Source organism: Streptomyces sp. NPDC002004 (assembly GCF_053593975.1).
Genome location: NZ_JBSFDP010000043.1, coordinates 31,955 through 49,034 on the forward strand (window position 1 = coordinate 31,955; position 17,080 = coordinate 49,034).

Annotated in this window: 12 protein-coding genes; 4 read left to right on the top strand and 8 right to left on the bottom strand. The window is 70.4% G+C overall.

Annotated elements, in window-relative coordinates; all coding sequences use genetic code 11:
• Positions 1 to 13: 13 nt before the first annotated feature.
• Entirely contained in the window at positions 14 to 967 is a 954-nt protein-coding gene (locus ACWCP6_RS33705) for a LysR family transcriptional regulator (protein WP_450936428.1), read from the bottom strand.
• A 161-nt stretch (positions 968 to 1,128) separates the two neighbouring features.
• Here ACWCP6_RS33705 and ACWCP6_RS33710 point away from each other — a divergent pair, with 161 nt between their 5' ends.
• Together ACWCP6_RS33710 and ACWCP6_RS33715 are read left to right on the top strand one after the other, a co-directional pair.
• Positions 1,129 to 2,049, top strand: coding sequence for a zinc-binding dehydrogenase (locus ACWCP6_RS33710; protein WP_450936429.1), 921 nt, complete (start codon positions 1,129 to 1,131; stop codon positions 2,047 to 2,049).
• Between the two features lie 63 nt (positions 2,050 to 2,112).
• Entirely contained in the window at positions 2,113 to 2,550 is a 438-nt protein-coding gene (locus tag ACWCP6_RS33715; RefSeq protein ID WP_450936430.1) for a nuclear transport factor 2 family protein, read from the top strand.
• Between the two features lie 40 nt (positions 2,551 to 2,590).
• On the opposite strand, the gene ACWCP6_RS33720 is transcribed toward ACWCP6_RS33715, so the two are convergent.
• The 4 genes from ACWCP6_RS33720 to ACWCP6_RS33735 form a co-directional block, all read right to left on the bottom strand.
• Positions 2,591 to 3,559, bottom strand: coding sequence for an SAM-dependent methyltransferase (locus ACWCP6_RS33720; protein WP_450936431.1), 969 nt, complete (start codon positions 3,557 to 3,559; stop codon positions 2,591 to 2,593).
• 192 nt (positions 3,560 to 3,751) lie between these two features.
• Positions 3,752 to 3,943, bottom strand: a complete 192-nt coding sequence (locus ACWCP6_RS33725; protein ID WP_450936432.1) for a DUF6381 family protein — start codon at positions 3,941 to 3,943, stop codon at positions 3,752 to 3,754.
• Positions 3,944 to 4,423: 480 nt separating this feature from the next.
• Positions 4,424 to 4,882, bottom strand: coding sequence for a GNAT family N-acetyltransferase (locus tag ACWCP6_RS33730; protein ID WP_450936433.1), 459 nt, complete (start codon positions 4,880 to 4,882; stop codon positions 4,424 to 4,426).
• Between the two features lie 79 nt (positions 4,883 to 4,961).
• Positions 4,962 to 5,597, bottom strand: coding sequence for a MerR family transcriptional regulator (locus ACWCP6_RS33735; RefSeq protein ID WP_450936434.1), 636 nt, complete (start codon positions 5,595 to 5,597; stop codon positions 4,962 to 4,964).
• A gap of 78 nt (positions 5,598 to 5,675) precedes the next feature.
• On the opposite strand from ACWCP6_RS33735, the gene ACWCP6_RS33740 reads away from it, so the two are divergent.
• The gene (locus ACWCP6_RS33740) at positions 5,676 to 6,170 is read left to right on the top strand and encodes a DUF4188 domain-containing protein (protein WP_450936435.1); all 495 of its coding nucleotides are present in this window, start codon (positions 5,676 to 5,678) and stop codon (positions 6,168 to 6,170) included.
• Between the two features lie 340 nt (positions 6,171 to 6,510).
• Here ACWCP6_RS33740 and ACWCP6_RS33745 read toward each other — a convergent pair whose 3' ends face one another.
• The 3 genes from ACWCP6_RS33745 to ACWCP6_RS33755 form a co-directional block, all read right to left on the bottom strand.
• Complete coding sequence (locus tag ACWCP6_RS33745; protein ID WP_450936436.1) at positions 6,511 to 12,990, bottom strand: SDR family NAD(P)-dependent oxidoreductase; 6,480 nt, start codon at positions 12,988 to 12,990, stop codon at positions 6,511 to 6,513.
• A gap of 112 nt (positions 12,991 to 13,102) precedes the next feature.
• Positions 13,103 to 14,467, bottom strand: a complete 1,365-nt coding sequence (locus ACWCP6_RS33750; protein ID WP_450936437.1) for a beta-ketoacyl synthase N-terminal-like domain-containing protein — start codon at positions 14,465 to 14,467, stop codon at positions 13,103 to 13,105.
• A gap of 113 nt (positions 14,468 to 14,580) precedes the next feature.
• Positions 14,581 to 14,796 carry a DUF5988 family protein gene (locus ACWCP6_RS33755; RefSeq protein WP_450936438.1) on the bottom strand — a complete coding sequence of 72 codons (216 nt, stop codon included), beginning with the start codon at positions 14,794 to 14,796 and terminating at the stop codon, positions 14,581 to 14,583.
• Between the two features lie 2,075 nt (positions 14,797 to 16,871).
• On the opposite strand from ACWCP6_RS33755, the gene ACWCP6_RS33760 reads away from it, so the two are divergent.
• The coding region (locus ACWCP6_RS33760) for a helix-turn-helix domain-containing protein (protein WP_450936439.1) at positions 16,872 to 17,080 on the top strand (209 nt) is incomplete at its 3' end.

The following is a 17,080-nucleotide window of genomic DNA, read 5'->3' on the forward strand; positions in this document are numbered from 1 at the left end:
GCGTCAGGGGCGTTCAGCGTTGTGGGGCGAGCTTCGCGTGGTCGGTGTCGGGGAGCCAGTCGCGGTGTGGTGCGTAGTCCAGCCAGCGCCGGGAGCGGCCCGTTTCCGTGAAACCGCGCAGCAGGGTGTCGAGCAGCGGATGGCGTGCGGACTCGCGCCACGCCAGCGACCAGGCGTACAGCGGGGTCGGCTCGACGATCGGGATGGTGCGCAGACCCGCATGGTTGGGCAGCGGAGCGTCGGCGGGGAAGAGGGTGAAGCACCCGGGGTCGCCGCGCAGATGGTCCACCAGGTGGTCCAGGCCCAGGTTGGGGCCGTCCTGCCGCCGAGTGACGGCGAACGCGTCGGCGAAGCGGCGCAGGAAGTCCAGCCGGGTCAGTTCGGCGGGACACCACAGGGTGCTCTCCCGCAGATCGGCCGGGCGCAGGGCGTCCGCGCCCGCCAGCGGATGAGACGGGCCGACCACCGCGTCGACGGGTTCCAGCCTCACCAGACGTTGGGTGAGGCCCGCGTCCCCGCCTCCGGGCAGCGGGTGCACCCGGCCGAAACCCAGGTCGGTGTCGCCACGCAGCAGTGCCTGCGCGACCGAGGGCCAGTCGCGTCCCGGGCCGGGCTCCAGCCGTACCGGCCCGAGCGCCTGAGCGGCCTGGGCGACGCTGCGCATGGGCGCGTAGAGGTGCCCCCAGGTGTCGATCCTTACCGCCGAACCGGCACCGCTCACCGCAGCGATGGCGCGCTCGCCCGACGCGAGCGCCTCGTGTGCGGCCGGCAGGAACCGTTCGCCCGCCTCGGTCAGCCGGATGCCGCCCTCGCGCACGAACAGCCGGACGGCCAGCAACTCCTCCAGTCGCGCGATGCGCTTGGACAGCGCCTGCTGACTGGTGTTCAGCTCGTCGGCGGCCCGCCCGAAGTGCAGCGTCGCGGCGGTCGTCGTGAACGCGCGGACGAGGGCAAGGTCGAGATCCATGCCGCTGACCTTAGGCGACAACCGCGCGTTGTCGGCCGGGCAGCCGCGTTGTTGGCCGTCCCGCCCCCGCACCCGGCCCAATGGTCCTCGACGCCCCAACAGGCGCCGCACCGGCGCCGGACCGGGGAATGGCCCCGGAGGCCACCGAGGAGGAGACCACGATGAAAGCCTTGATACCGACAGGGGATCCGACCGAGCCGGTCGTGCTCGCCGACGTCCCCGAGCCGACCCTGCGCCCGCATGAGGCGCTGGTGAAGGTCGAGGCGTTCTCGGTCAACCGGGGCGAGACGTTCAAGCTGGAGAAGCCCGTCCCCGGCGAGCGCCCGGGCAAGGACGTCGCGGGGTTGGTGGTGCAATCGGCAGCCGACGGGAGCGGACCGTCCGGAATCACCCGCGTCGTGGGGCACCCCATGGCGGGCGGCTGGGCGGAGTACGTGGCGGTGCCGACCGATGCGCTCGCGGTGCTACCGGACGGCGTCAGCATGGTCGATGGCGCGGCGCTGCCACTGGCCGGACTCACCGCGGTGCGGCTGCTGCGCGCCGCCGGGCCCGTGGTCGGCCGACGCGTGCTGCTGACCGGTGCGTCCGGCGGCGTGGGCCACTACCTGACCGAACTCACGGCCGCAGCCGGGGCGCAGGTCACCGCAGTGACACGGGACGCTCAACGCGGGGCCCGACTCGCCGGACTCGGCGCCGCCGAGATCGTCCACGACGTCGCCGATGCCCGCGGGCCCTTCGACCTCGTGCTGGAGTCGACCGGCGGCCGGGCCCTCCCATTGGCACTGGCACGGCTCGCCCGGCGCGGCATGCTCATCTGGTTCGGCCAGGCCAGCCGCATGCCTGTCACGCTCGACTTCTTCGACTTCTTCAGCGGCCCCGAGTCGGCGGTCATCCGCCACTTCCACTACCTCGACGCGGACACCCGCCTCGCCGACGACCTGACGACGCTGGTCCGGCTGACCGACGAGGGCCGACTGCACCCGGAGATCGGCCGCGTCGCGGACTGGGCCGACACTGCGACCACCCTCACCGACCTACGAGACCGCCGCATCCGCGGCAAAGCCGTGCTCACCCTGCCCTGACTCCACGTCACACCCACCCGACCGGTACGAAAGCCCGGCACAGCAACCCGAGGAGCCCTCATCATGAACATCTCCACCGACCCCAGGTCCGTGGTCATCCGCTATGTCGAGGCCGTGCGTGACGGTGACGCCGAAGTCATCCACGACAGCTTCGCCGAGGACGCGACCTGGCACTACCCGGGCGATCTGCCGATCTCGAAGGTGTGGCACGGCCGCGACGCGATCATCAACGACTTCCTCGGCGGCATGGGACCGCTCCTGGTCCCCGGCACCATGGAGATCACCCTGATCAGCACCCTCGCCGAGGGCGAGCGCGTGGTCGCCGAATGGACCGCCACGGCCAGGACCGTCCACGGCGGCACCTACGACAACCGCTGCCTGGGCATCTACACCGTCCGCAACGGCCGGATCGCCTCCGTCGTCGAATACGCGGACACCCACCACGTGGCCACCACGCTCTTCCCGGACGAGACCACGGCGCCGTCCAGCGGCGCCGAGTGACCCGCACACCTGCCGGACGGCTCGGCGGGTTGACGGTGTTTCACACTCGCTCGAAGACCATCCGTACGACGCCGATCCGTCGCTCGCGCTGGAAGCACAGGGCGGTGTGCTGTTCCCGGATGACGTCGGACACCGCGTCGGCACCGATGAGATCGGTGCCGTGGCCGCGGTTCTCCTCCAGACGTTCGAGCCAGGCCGCGATCGTGCGAGCGCCGTCGTCCGGATCCCGTCGGGCTTCGAGGAGTGTGAACGAACCCCGTGCGGCCTCTGCGATCTCCGACTGGGTCGGCAGGAACATCTCCGGGAACACCTTGCGCGACGCGTGCAGGCCCTCCCGAAGATTGCGCCGACCGGTGTGAGCCATCTGAGAAAGGCGCTTTCGGGTGCCGTCACGGGTCGGACCCACGGCGGCGAGTTCCTCGCTCGGCAGCAGCATGGCGGCGAGCCAGCCGCGGTCGTGCCAGGTGTTGGCCTGGATGGACAGACGTCCGCCCGGCCGCAGCCACGCGTGGCAGCGTTCGAAGAACTCGCGGTACCGAGCCACGCGTTTGGCCCTGGACATGGTGTTCCCGGCGAAGTGCTCGATGGCCTCGACAGCGATGATCGCGTCATAGGGGGCGTCGGGCTGGTGGTCGTACCAGTTCTCCACGCGCGCCTCGCAACCGGGCCAGTTCTGCTCCTGGATCCAGGCGACCTGCCCGGGGCTCATGGTGATGCCCACCACGTGCTCGACCTGATGGTTCTCCACGAGGCGGCGCATCATGCTGCCCCAGCCACAGCCGATGTCCAGGACACGGTGCGCACCGACGGCCTGCGCGGCGTGGGCGTGGTAGTCGAGTTTGCGCAGCTGGGCCGATTCAAGAGTGTCACCGTCGTCCTGCCACATGGCGTACGAGAAGACGAGCTCAGGGCCGAGCGCGAGGCGATAGTAGCTGCCGAGAAAGTCGTACTGGTGGACGATCGCCCTCGTCGAAGTGCCTTGGTAGGAGTGACTCCTGGCTTTGCGCACGATGCGTACCCGCCTGTCGGTAGAGGCCGAACACCAACCGGTCCGAGGCCGCGCTCACCGAACTCCACCCGGAGGACGGGGCCTTGAGCACGACCGATCGAACGCGGCTTCAGGTGCATGGAGACCGCCGGTGGCCACACACACCGTCAAAGGGCATGAGGACGGCCACCGGTCGGCATCCACGCATGGGCACTACTTCGTCGGGTCGATGTCCTCGGTGCCCGTTCCGCCCGCCTTCTCGCTCTGCTCCTTGAGCCGCCGGGCCTTGTCCAGCAGCCGCTGGCGCTCCTGCGGATCAGAGGCGCGCGACGCCGCCTGCTCCAGCTCGAGAGCCTGCGTACGCATCTGCTGTGCTCGCCTGCCCGGCTCGCCTGCAACACTCATGATCGCTCCTTGGGTATCGGGAAGAGCGGGACCATCCCAGCGAAGCAGTGTCCCGTCACCATCGCATCCCGGGGCGTCACCCTCTGCTATCCATGCAGGTGGGGCCGGCTTCAGTCTCGGCTGCGCTGCCTCTTCACCTCCCCGATCGGCTGCGGCCTGGAGGTCGTACCCACACCGCTCGGCGCCAGCCGGACGGCGGGGGGCAGGCATGGCACCAGACGGCCGGGGGACCCGCGAAGCGTTGTTGGATCTTTCGGATCGCGCTCACGGTCGCAGGCGTCCCGTACGTGTCGTCGGGCCGCGGGCCCATCGGGGCGGGACACCGGGTCCGTCGCAAGGTTCACGGTTCGCGGCTGGCGGCTGGCGGCTGGGCCCGAGCGTCGGTGGTCTTCTCCCCCAGGGCGGCGGACAACTGCCGGGTGCGACCCGGGCGTTCAGCTCCGTCCGCGTGTCCTGACCCGGCCCCGGAAACCGGCCTGCTCAATTGCCGGGCGCAGCCGAGACCGGATGACGGACCATGAACACGTCCACCTCGTCCTCGGCCTCGACGGTGAACCCGTGTCGCTCGTACAGCCTCCGGGCCGAACTGCCTTGCAGCACGTTCAGCCGGGTCGGAACGTGCTCCCGGTCGCACCGTTCCAGCAGCCTGCTCAGCACGGCAGAACCGATGCCCCCGCCCTGCAGTTCCGGAGCCAGGTAGAAATGCTCCAACCAGTAGGCGCCGTCTGCCGGTCGCAGTGCCACACAGCCGGCCAGGGCACCGCCCACCTCGATCGTCCAGGTGTGCGCCGGCTCGAACCCCTGCCGCAGCCGCTGCCGCACACGCCGCTCGTCGTACCGCCCGAGCCGCTCGAGATCCGCCTTCAGCACCACTGCCCGCAGCTCGGCCACCGCCTCGACGTCCGTCGGCGAAGCTGCCCGAAGCTCCCATTCAGCCATGATCATGATGCTATCGCCGCCCGGTTCCTGAGGCGCCGGACGCGAACGGCGGGGTCGTCGCGGACGGGGCGGAGGCGCCTCAGAACCGCCGGGCCGATTCCTCCGCGTGGGCCATGCGCCGCAGGCTCAGCAGCACCGGTTCGTACAGCACCGTAAGCGCGACGGCCGCCTCGATCTGCCCGGACGGGGTCGGCTGCTCCTCGACCATGTCCAGGTCGGTGACTGCCAGTTGCGCTGCCAGCTGCCCGTACGGCAGCAATTGTTCGGTGTCGCAGGGGTAGCCGAGCCGGACCAGCGCGGCGACCGAGTCGATGAGCCGCCGGTGGGCGGGGTTGAGCATGTCCAGGCCGGAGCCGGAGGACCAGCCCAGCCTCTCCAGCAGCGCCTCCACCGAGCGGCGGGCGGTCTCCACCGCCGGGTCGTCCTCGGCGGGCCTCTCGGCGCAGGGCAGCGCCCGGGTCGCCGCGCCCAGCCGCAGGTGGTGGTCCAGCGACTCGTCCTCCGCGGCAGCGATCACCCCGCGCGCGGCTGCCACCGAAACCCCGCCGATCTGGATCAGCGCCCGCACCAGGCGCAGCCGCCGCAGGTGGTCGTCCCCGTACTCGGCCTGGGTGGCGGAGATCCGGCGTCCGGGCTGGAGCAGCCCTTCACGCAGGTAGTACTTGATCGTGGCGGTGGACACACCGCTGCGCTCGCTCAGCTCAGCCAGCCGCATGCTCTTGCACCTTCCATCGGACAGTGGAACTATCCAAGCATGGATGGCGTCGCTGTCCAACACGGGACGGAGAATCTCATGGGCATGGCACCGATGTCCGAGCGCCGGGTCACGGCCGCCGCGGAGGGTGACGTCGTCGTCTTCCTCATCGGGATGCGGATCAACCGCTGGCGGGCCGTACGCCACTGGCTGCCGACCTTGGCTGCGATGCCACGCATGCTCAAGGAGCTCTCGCGGGACCGCGACAGCGGGCTGCTGGGCCACCGGGGGCTGGGCGGCGGTCCCCGCGTGTTCACCGTCGCGCAGTACTGGGAGTCGCGGGAGAAGCTGCTCGCCTACGCCTCCGACCCGGGCGGGCAGCATCGCCCCGCGTGGGCGGCGTTCAACCGCCGCGTGCGGGGCAGCAAGGGCGGCGTGGGGATCTGGCACGAGACGTACATCGTCCCAGCCGGTTCGTACGAGTCGGTCTACGTCGACATGCCGCCGGCCGGTCTGGGTGCGGCATGGGGAGTCGAGCCCGTGGGCCGACGCGGGGAGCGGGCGGCACAGCGGCTGGCGAGCGGGGCCGCCTAGACACGGCAGGAGGGTGCTCCGACCACCCCGGATCAGGGCCGCCGGGGAGTCGTGCACGCCTTCCCGCAACGAACAGCGCCGCGTCGGACGGCATCTGTCGCTCCGTCGGTTTCCGCTTCGTCACAGAGTCCCCATGGCCTTCGGAGGCCGAGTCCTCAAGACGAACCACCGGACCGTCGATCCCCGCGCCGGTCTCATCCGACGGGACGGCACAGCGTGGTGAGCCGCCCTGATGGCGAGGTTGACACTGGGTGACGGCCGTCGGCACCACGTTGCTCCGGCCGGCACCGGCCGGCCGGAGCAGACGACACCCTGCTGCTCGGCGCACCCGGGCGATCGCTCACGACAGGTCCAGTCCCATCTTGTCGGCCAGGCCCGTGGCGAGCGCCGCAATCGTGGTGTGCTTCCAGACGAAGTCGTTGGCGAGTTTGATGCCGAGTCCTGCCTGCAGCCGGGTGCGCAGTTCCATGGACAGCAGCGAGTCGAAGCCGAGACTGCGCAGCGGTGTCTGCGGGTCCAGGCGCGCGCTGCCGGACTGGAGGACGATGCGCATCTCCTCGGCGAGATAGGCCTCGAGAGCCGTTCGCCGGGCGAGAGACGTACCGAGCCCTGCCAGACGGCGACGGGTGTCGGCTCCGGTGCCGGGCGCCTTGCCCGGTGGTGTGGCGCCCTGAGCCTCGCCGGCGTCCACGAGGCCCGCGAAGAAGGAGGCGCCGCGGACCTTGGAAGGGATCCAGGTTTCCGGTTTGCCGGGCAGGACACCGCTCCTCACCCGCCGATGGGTGAGCAGTTCATCGAGGGCGCGCAGACCGTCCTTGGTGGCGATGGTCTCGTAGCCCCGTCTGGCGAAGTCGGTTGCAACGCCGATCTGGCCCCAGGGCCCCCAGTCGACGGCCAGGGTGGGCAGTCCGCGGGCACTGCGCCAGGCGGCGAAGGCATCCAGCCAGGCGTTGGCTGCGGCGTACGCGCCCTGGCCGGGGTTGCCCAGCAGCGAAGCCATGGACGAGTAGACGACGAACCAGTCCGCAGCGTGCTGCGCCAGGGCTTCGTGGAGCCGCCATGCCGCGGTGACCTTGGGCCGCCAGACGCGTTCGAGCTGTTCGTCGGTGATGTTGGTGACCACGGCGTCGTCCAGGACCATCGCCGAGTGGACCACTCCGCGCAGTGCCAGCCCGTCCGCCGTGGCGGCGGACACGAGCCGTTCGGCCACCCCCGGCCGGGAGACGTCACCCAGTTCCACGGATATGCGAGCGCCTGCGGCACGCAGCCGGGCCAGTTCGGTTCTGGCGGTGTCGTTCGGTGTCGTACGGCCGTTGAGGACGATGTGCCCGGCGCCCAGCTCGGCGAGGTGGGCCGCCGTGGCCAGGCCCACTCCGCGCAGTCCCCCGGTGACGATGTACGCGCCGTCGGGGCGGACCGGCGAGGGCGGCTTGTGGCGGGTGGCGGTCGTCTCCCCGCGTTTGGGCAGGGTCAGGACGAGTTTGCCGATGTGGCCGGCTCCCGCCATCAGACGGAACGCCTCCGTGGCCTGCGTCAGAGGGAAGTCGCGGTGCGGCAGCGTCCGGAGGACGCCCGCGGCGATGAGGTCGACGACCTCGCGCAGCAGGTCGTGGAACATCGCCGGGCGGTTCTGCTGGAGTTCGATGAGGTCGACACTGCTGAAGGTGACGTTGTGCCGGAACGGCGCCATCCCGAGGGAGGTGTCGGCGATGATGTCGCGGACACCCAGCTCGACGAATCGGCCGAAGGGGCGCAGTGCCTCCAGTCCCGCCCGGATCGCCGGTCCCGACAGCGAGTTGAGCACGACGTCGACGCCCTTGCCGCCCGTTGCCTCGCGGGCCTGTTCGGTGAAGTCCAGCGAGCGGGAGTCCATGACGTGCCGGACGCCCATGCCGCGCAGGTACCCGCGCTTTTCGTCGTTCCCGGCGGTGGCGAGGACCTCCGCCCCCAGGTACTGGGCGACGGCGACAGCGGCCAGGCCCGTACCGCCGGTGGCGGAGTGGATCAGCACGCATTCGCCTTCGGCGAGGCGCGCCACGTGCCGCAGGGCGTACCAGGCGGTCAGATACGCCGTCGGGATGCCCGCCGCCGCAACGGTGTCGAGACCGGGCGGCAGGGGGACCACGGCGTCGGCGCGGACCGTCGTGAACGAGCCGAAGGCGCCGCCGGCGAGATCCACGGCCAGGACGGTGTTCCCGGGGCGGAGGTGTTCGACGCCCGGACCGACGGCGGTCACCGTCCCCGTGCACTCGAAGCCGATGCGTTCGCCGCGGCCCGCGTTCCCCTCGACGGGCGGCAGAAGCCCCATGACGGTGAGGACGTCGCGGAAGTTCACTCCGGACGCGCCGACTTGGAGCTCCACTTCGCCCGGGCCGGGCGGGCGCTGCTCACCCACCACGAGGTGCAGGGAGCCGAGGTCTCCGGCCCGGCCGGGGCGCAGCCGGAAGTGGTCCACGCCGTATCGCACCCGGCGGGCGGTCGCGGTCAGACGTTCGGTGTCCGTCAGGGGAGCCGGGACGAGCCGGGCCACGTGACGTTCGCCGCCGCGTACGGCCATTTCGTCTCCGGGCATTCCGCTCAGCAGGAGGCCGGCCGTCTGCCGCACGTCGTCGGACCATCCGATGTCGAGGAGTGTGGGAGCCAGCTCCGGGTGCTCGTGCGCCAGGACGCGCATGAGTCCGCGGACCGGACCCTGGGCGGGGTCGGCCGTCTCTCCCGGTTCGACGGGGCGGGCGCCCTGGGTGATGACGTAGAGCCTGGGAGGAGGGGAGCAGTTCGCGACCGCCTGGATGACGCCCAGGAGGCGGCGGGTGCGTTCCAGGGCACCCGCCGTGGGATCGGGAGCCGGTCCGTCGGGGTCGGCCGGCTGCCCGGAGGCCGGCTGGGTGGCTCGGGGTGCCCCGGGGGTGTCGGCCGCCGCGCACAGGAACACCACGTCCCCCAGCGGTTCGCCGAGCTCCTGTTCGGCGAGCCGGGCCCGCAGTGCGGGGAGACGGTGCTCGTCCTCCGGAAGGGCGACGGCCCGGGCGCACGCCCCGGACTCGCGGAGTGCGTCGGCGAGCGCCTCCGCTCGGCTGCCGCGCTCGCCGACCACCAGCCAGGGGCCACGGCCCGCGAGCTCGGGCATCCTGGCGGACTCCGCTGCGGGGGTGGGAGCGGGCTGCCAGTCGATGTCGTAGAACCAGCGGTCGACGTGGGTGCTCTCGTCGACCTCGCGATGGAGCAGGCGCAGGCCGTTCAGAGCGATCACGGTGCGTCCGTCATCGGTCAGAAGCCGGATGTCCGCTGTGACCCCGTCGGGCTGCTTCTGCGTGATCTTCGCGTGTCCGTGGACGGCCGTTCCGGGGTCTCCGTGGATTCTCAGGGACTTCACGCCGACGGGGAGAACCGTGCCGCCCTCGGCTCCGTCGCGCACGAGCGATGCCACCGCCAGTTGGGCGCACAGGTCCACGAGCACGGGATGGATGTGGAGGGAGCCTGCGGTTGCGCCGGCCGCGGCCGGAAGGGCGATCGGCGCCCAGACGCTGTCGCCGCTGCGCGACAGGCGCAGTTCGCTGATCCCCGCGAACGCTTCCCCGTGCTCGAGGCCGCGCAGGCGCAGTCGCTGGTACATGGTGGCAGCGGGCAGGACGACGGGGTGTTCCGCGGCCAGCACGCGTACGGGGACGGCCGCGGGTTCCCACGGCGTCCGGTTCGTCCTCAGCGAAGCGCTGGCGTGCAGCACCCACTGTCCCTCTCCGGCCTCGCCCCGACCTTCCTCGTCGCCGTCGCCACGCGCGTAGATCTCGCATGTGGCGCGGTCCTGGGCGGACATGTCCGCCGTCATGGTGAACTCGGAGCGATCGTCCAGGGCGAGCAGTTCGTGGAAGGCGATGTCACCGACCTCCACGTCGCCCGGCGCCGCGTCGAAGGCCTGGCAGGCGGCGGTGAGGGCGAGCGCGCAGTACGCGGCACCGGGGAGGACCACCGAGCCGTTGACCCGGTGGTGGGTCAGCCACGGGTTGGCGCGTGTCCCCGCATCCCCTCGCCAGGTGTGCCGGACGGTACGGCCCGGGATCCTTGCATGGACTCCGGGCAGGGAGGTCCTCACGTCACCCGGACGGGGCTGGTCCGGGAGGCCGGCCGCCTCCGGGGAGCCCTCGTCGGGCCGGTGGTCCGGATCCACCCAGTGCTGTTTGCGGTCGAAGGCGATGGTGGGCACGTCGGCCAGGGCGCCGTCCCCGTAGAGGGGAGCCCAGTCGACGGGTACGCCGACGCAGTGGAGGGCGGCGAGCTGGGTGCGGAAGGTGGTCTGCGCGTTCTCTTCGCGCAGCAGGGTGGGCAACACCACGGGCGCGTTGACGAGTCCCCTCAGACTGCCGGTGACGGCCCGGGCGACGACCGGGTGCGGGGACACCTCCACGTACACCGTGTGCCGGTCCTGGGCGGCCGCACGGACCGCGTCGGCGAATCTCACCGGGCGGCGCAGGTTGCGGCACCAGTACTCGGCGTCGAAGACCGGGACCGTACGCGGGTCGTCCAGCACCGTGGAGTAGAACGGTACGGAGGGCGGGCGCGGCATCACGTCGGCGAGTCCGGCGGCCAGTTCGGCCAGCAGCGGTTCCACCTGCGGGGAGTGCGAGGCGACGTCCACCGCGATCAGGCGGGCGGGAACACCTCGGGCGTCCCAGCGCTCGACCAGGCGCTCCACGATGGCCGTGTCTCCGGCCACGACGGTGGAACCGGGCGCCGCCAGGACCGCGACGGAGACCCATCCCAGGGCGTCGGCGGCCGCCAGGTCCGCCTCCACCGCACCGCGCCCCAGCGCGACGGTCGCCATGGCACCGGCGCCGGCGATGCGGGTCAGCAGCGCGGAGCGCCGGCAGATCACCCTGACGCCGTCCTCCAGGGACAGCGCCCCCGCGACGACAGCGGCCGCGACCTCTCCCATCGAGTGGCCCACGACAGCGGCGGGCTCCACGCCGTAGGCCCGCCAGGTGGCGGCCAGAGCGGTCTGTACGGCGAACAGCACCGGCTGGACACGTCCGCACCCGGTCACCTCCCGGCCCTCGCGCACGACGTCGAGCACGGAGAAGCCGGCCTCGGCGGCGATCAGCGGCTCCACCGCGGAGAGGGCAGCGGCGAAGGCCGGTTCATGCGCGAGGAAGTCGCGGGTCATACCCGCCCATTGGGAGCCCTGTCCGGAGAACACCCAGACCGGCCGTCTGCGCACGCCGGCGGCCACCGCCCCCGACACCACGCCCGGCTCCGTCTGCCCGGCGGCGAACGAACGCAGCGCACGCACGAAGGACGGGCGTGAGGAGGCCACCACTCCGAGCCGCCCGCATCCGGGCTGGCGACGCAGCGCCAGGGTGTGGGCGACATCGCGGAGCGGCACGCTCGCACCGTCGCCCTCCAGCCAGTCGGCGAGCCGCCGCGCCGCCGCCGGCAGTACGTCCGCCGATCCTGCGGGCACCAGCAGGACACGCGGTTCCGCGGCCGCCGCACGCGCCCGGGCCGGGCGGGTGCTCGGTGAGCGGCGCGCGGCCGTCGCGGGCGCCTGCTCCAGCACCACGTGCGCGTTCGTGCCGGAGAACCCGAACGACGAGACGGCGGCCAGCCGCGACGTCGTCCGCGTGGGCCAGTCGGTCAGCCGTTGGGGCACGAAGAAGCGAGTTCCCTCAGGGGTGATGGCCGGGTTCCAGCGGGTGAAGTGCAGGCTTGGCGGGAGAATTCCCTGCTGAAGACAGAGCACCGCTTTCACCAGACCGGTGACGCCCGCGGCGGGTTCCAGGTGCCCCAGATTGGACTTCACCGAACCCAGCGCGCAGCGGCCCCGGCCCTGCCCGTACACACGGGCCAGGCTTGCGAACTCCACCGGATCGCCGAGCGGGGTGCCCGTGCCGTGCGCCTCGATCATGCCCACCTCGCCGGGGTCGACCCCGGCACTGGCCAACGCTTGGCGGAAGAGCGCCTCCTGGGCCGCCGCCGACGGCGCGGCCAGGCCGTCCGAGCGGCCGTCCTGGTTCACGGCCGAGCCCCGGACCACGGCCAGCACCCGGTCGCCCTCCTGTACGGCGTCCTTCAGACGCTTCAGGACGACGACCGCGCAGCCCTCGCTGCGCACGAACCCGTCCGCCGCCGCGTCAAACGTGCGGCAGCGTCCGGTCGGGGAGAGCATGCCCATCCGGACGAACGACCGCGTCGTTCTGGAGGCGAGCACCAGGGTGACACCCCCGGCGAGCGCGACATCGCACTCGCCGTTCTGCAGGGCCTGGGCCGCCAGGTGCAGGGCGACCAACGAGGACGAGCACGCGGTGTCCAGCGCCACTGACGGCCCCTGAAGTCCCAGCAGATAGGAGATGCGCCCCGGCGCGACGCAGTGACCGTTCGTCAGGACCGCCCCCTCCAGCTCCTTGGGATGCCCTGCCAGGAGGTCCATGTAGTCGGTGTAGCTCAGCCCGGTGAACACCCCGGTCGGTGTTCCCGCCAGGCGCTCGGGGGGCAGCCCCGCATGCTCCAGTGCCTCCCAGGACACTTCGAGCAGCAGCCGGTGCTGCGGGTCGAGGATGTCCGCCTCCCGTCCGGAGACGCCGAAGAACGCGGCGTCGAAACCGGAGACGTCCGTCAGCCAGCCGCCCGGTCGGGGCGGCGTGGCACCCCGGGGCGGGCCGACTTCCCTGCGCGTGGGGGGCGGATCTCCGACTGCGTCCCTGCCGGCTGCCAGCAGCCGCCACAGGGCAGCGGGCGAGTCGACGTCTCCGGGTAGCCGGCAGCCCATGCCGATGACGGCGATGGGTCCGTAACGACCGGCTTCTGAACCCTGCTCGGTGTGTCCCACGAGTTCCTCCGTCTCTTGTCGTCGTCGGGTTGCTGTGGTGATGGGGGAAGGTGGCACCCGCCGGTCCGTACGGGACGGCCGGCGCCGACGGCCGGCCGTGATCGCGGACCCGTCAGACGGCGTCGGGGCTGCCGAGGAGAATGACGCTCTTCACTCCGCCGATCTGGTAGTTGCAGGTCAGCGTGTAGTCGAAGTCGAGGGGCCTGCTGGCCGTGCCGGGGACGGGGTCGAACGGCAATCCGTCGGCGGGCTCTTCGCAGTTCGCCGTGGGACACACCTGGCCCCGCGCCATCATCAGAAGGCTCAGTGCCACTCCGACGCAGCCCGAAGGCGCGCCGTTGTGCCCGAAGCACGCCTCTTGCGAGGTCATCAGCAGATCGTTGTCAGGGCCGTAGAGTTGCTTCACCGCGTTCGCCTCGAAGGCGGTGACCACCACGTCGCCGTCGCTGCCGCCGTGGATGTAGGGCACCTGCGAGATGTCCCACCGGTCTCCCAGGCATTGCCGCACGGCTTGCACCAGGGACGCTCCGCTGTCGTCGCTCGCCAGCGGATTCACCAGGCCGTCGCGGGTCATGGCATGGGCCAGCACCTGGCCATGGGTGCGCGCCCCCCGCTCATCGGCGTGCTGCCGGGACTCCAGGATGAGTGTCGCCGCGCCTTCTCCGTGGTTCACGCAGTCCGCCCGGCGGTCGTACGGGCGCATCAGGCGGTCGAACGACGGCAGCAGCTCCGGCATGCCTTCCACCCGGACGGCCTCGTACGCGCCCTGGGCGGAGCGCAGCAGCCGCTGGACGTTCAGGATGACGTCCTCTCCGAAGAGGTCCACGCCCGACACGACGGCCACGTCGACCACGCCCTCGGCGATCATCCGCCGGGCGTTGCCGATCTGCACCGCGGACGAGGCGCATCCGCAGGAGACGGTGAAGCTCGGTCCGGTCGACCGCAGGAGAGCGCCTTGCACCAGGCAGACGTCGGACGGTGTGAGGCCCTGCTGGCCACGGACGAACAGTTCCATCGCCTCTTGCGGGCTGGTCGTCAGCGGATCGGCCTCGAGCATCGCCGTGTAGGGGCCGACGTTGGTGTCCACCCCGCCGCGTCCGGTCAGAACGGCCGCCCCCGTCAGGTCTCCTGCGCGGAAGTCCAATCCGGCGTCCGCGCAGGCCTCGACCAGCGAGACCAGCCCGAATCTGTGGGCGTAGGTGTAGTGCCGGGAGAACGCCGGTGGGATGTCGGGCAGGCGCGCCTCGAACATGCCCTGCGACAAGTCGACCGAGCCGTAGTAGACATCACGCTGCACCAGGCACGACGCGCCCTGCGAGGCGACGTCCCAGATGTCGTCCGCGGTGAAGACCGGCCGGCTGGTGCCCGGGAGGCAGAACCCCATGCCGGTGACCACGACGTCCCGCGCGCTCACTCCGCCGCGGACCGGCCCGGCGGACTTTTCGGATGCTGACCGTGGGTGGGGAGAGTTGGTCATCTTGACCTCCGAGAGGCAGTTGGTGGTGCTGGTGCCGCAACCGGGGAACAGGTCGCGGCGCCGGATTTCTGTGGGGCGCGTACATCACCGCCGGCCGGGAGGCCGGCACCGGGCTATTCCGCTCCTGGCTGATGGCGCGTCCACCGGTACACCGGCACCGGACCCTCACCGATGTCGATGTACTCGCCGGTGAATTCGTAGTGCTCATAGCCGCCGCAGTACGAGATCTTCACCGGAGCGCCTGTCCCGCCGGACGGTGCCTCCACCATCTGGGGAGCGCCACCGGGGCCTCCTTTAAGCAACACAAAGCCGGTGGAAGACATGGGCATATCACCTCCTCAAGACAGCATCCGGGGGCAAATCGAACAGGTGATGCTCCGGTAAGAGCAGTTCAGAGAGTCTTACCAACTTACGTCCGAGCACGGACCGATAGAACGGGGCATCGGAGCGCGGGGAGAGCATACGATTGCACACTGTTTCCCCGTGTAAAGAATTATGCAGAAGAGCTACCACGGGCAGGGCGGCGCTCCGGCGCACGCCTCTGACCGGATAAATCGCAACGCCAGCCCGGCGAAATCAGGACCAACGTATCCCATTTCGCGACTGCCGCCGCCCCCGCGCTCTCACCGGAAAAACGTTTCGGATTTACGAAAAGGATTTCCGTGGTGAAAATCTCGGTGCGCTCGGGCCCGATGCGTCCCAGGCGTGCCGCCCGACATCACCAGCCGTCTGCGGCCGAATCCCGCCGTCGCCGTCGCTCCTTCACCGCACTCACCGCACGGCATCGATACCGGTCTTCGGCGAACCCGTCCGCCGTCCGCCCTCGGCCACCCAAGACGTAGCGTTGGAGGGTGCGTTGGGGCAGGTCGGGGCATCTTCCGGACGTTGCGTCCACGCGGCAGAGGCAAGGTTGTACATGTGGGCCCGCTTGAAGTCGCACGCGGGAAGCCGCTGCCCGGGCCGTCGACGGCGTCGGAGGACCTTCAACTGCTTCGCGGGTGAAAGACAGCATCCGAAGTCGAGGCAGCGTCCGTGACTCACGAGAGAGCGGAACGGTTTTCATCGTCGCCCGGGTTCTTCCAACTCCGGCTTCGCCCGGCACCCTGCAGGGGCCCATCGCGATCTCCGACGGATATGTCTTCGAGAATGAGGAACGCTGTGGTGCTCCGGGCCCTGTGAGGGCCCAAGCCGGCCGCGCCGAACTACGCGAGGGGATCGACGGCATAAGCTCCGACGCCCTCACCGATACGCTGCGACGCCTTCAGTTCACCGGGCCGGTGGGTACGGCATGGATTTCCGGAAGCACCAACCCCGGAGGGAGTACCAACTCACCTGTCTAGAAAGGAGGTTGATGGGTTGGATCAACGATTTCCGCCGTGCTTTATCGAACACGACGATGAGGTGATGGCCGACCTACCGGGGTTCGGGAACGGGGCCGGGATCATTGACGGCGATCCGGCGCGCCGGACGTAGTCGAGCAGGATGAAGGCGATGGCCGCCATGACGACCCATGTGGTGAAGTGGGCATTGTCGACGCCGCGTTCGTAGCAGGGCATCGGCGTAGTCGCGTGACGCCCGGTTCGTGCCGGACTGTCAGCTGAGCGGCGGTGCTCTCGGAACAGTGACAGGCACGGCTTCCAAGATCATGGAGTTCTCGACGCCCCGTGATCCAAGTGGAAGACCGTGCCTGTCGACGCATTACGGTCACCCAGTCAAGAACCGCCTGAACCCCCGTCAGGACCGGTTTTCGCTGTGCCTCCGCCTGCTCGTCCTCGTATCCCATCGCCACCTCCGACAGCCCCCAAAGACGCCCTGGGGTCAGGGCCTTCACCCCCCATGAGGCGAAGAACCGGGTGGGACCTGCCGAAGCAGCCCCAAGCATAAGAGATGCTCCCGACCCCGAAGGACCGGCGACCACAACTTGTGGGCCACAGCAGTAATCCAACCACTACATCTGGGGTTTGCCCGTAAATTCGCCCCGACGCGTGTCGGACCTTGACGACCTGCACGTCGCCCCACCTGGGCATCTGCCCGCTAGCTTCCCGGGAGATGGAACGTGCCGGTATACGCGTAAACGGACATCCGGGACTTTCGAGAGCAACAGTCGTTGGCGAACCAGGGAGAACATTCGGGAGGGTCGACGCGGCCACCCCGCGCCAGAGGTGCCACCATCACTGCCCAGGCTCACCCGCCCAACCAGAGGCGACGCACGCCATGAATGACGCAGTCACGAACCACTAGGCACCCAAGCGCGCCCGCTCCGTTGGCCCAGGCCTCAGTTCCATGACGGCGGTTCCGAAGCCAACTAGTGCTGTGACCGGGAACGTTCACCGGGTTCTGGTCCGCATTGAGGCTGGGGCCGATTGGATGGGGCCGGACATCCCATCCAGTGTGTGGAGACGTGGTGGCAGAGCCGGTCAAAGTTCGCCGACTGACGGATCAAGAGGGGCAGCGCCTGCAGCAGATCGTGCGGCGAGGCAGTACCAGTTCCGTGCGCTACCGGCGCGCGATGATGCTGCTGGCTTCGGCCGGCGGGAATCGGGTCCCGGTCATCGCCCAACTGGTTGCGGCTGATGAGGACACCGTCCGGGACGTCATCCACCGCTTCAACGA

Bases quoted from the DNA above. Each gene is read 5' to 3' on its own strand.
- ACWCP6_RS33705 (WP_450936428.1), bottom strand. From the start codon at position 967: ATGGATCTCGACCTTGCCCTCGTCCGCGCGTTCACGACGACCGCCGCG.
- ACWCP6_RS33710 (WP_450936429.1), top strand. From the start codon at position 1,129: ATGAAAGCCTTGATACCGACAGGGGATCCGACCGAGCCGGTCGTGCTC.
- ACWCP6_RS33715 (WP_450936430.1), top strand. From the start codon at position 2,113: ATGAACATCTCCACCGACCCCAGGTCCGTGGTCATCCGCTATGTCGAG.
- ACWCP6_RS33725 (WP_450936432.1), bottom strand. From the start codon at position 3,943: ATGAGTGTTGCAGGCGAGCCGGGCAGGCGAGCACAGCAGATGCGTACG.
- ACWCP6_RS33730 (WP_450936433.1), bottom strand. From the start codon at position 4,882: ATGGCTGAATGGGAGCTTCGGGCAGCTTCGCCGACGGACGTCGAGGCG.
- ACWCP6_RS33735 (WP_450936434.1), bottom strand. From the start codon at position 5,597: ATGCGGCTGGCTGAGCTGAGCGAGCGCAGCGGTGTGTCCACCGCCACG.
- ACWCP6_RS33740 (WP_450936435.1), top strand. From the start codon at position 5,676: ATGGGCATGGCACCGATGTCCGAGCGCCGGGTCACGGCCGCCGCGGAG.
- ACWCP6_RS33750 (WP_450936437.1), bottom strand. From the start codon at position 14,467: ATGACCAACTCTCCCCACCCACGGTCAGCATCCGAAAAGTCCGCCGGG.
- ACWCP6_RS33755 (WP_450936438.1), bottom strand. From the start codon at position 14,796: ATGCCCATGTCTTCCACCGGCTTTGTGTTGCTTAAAGGAGGCCCCGGT.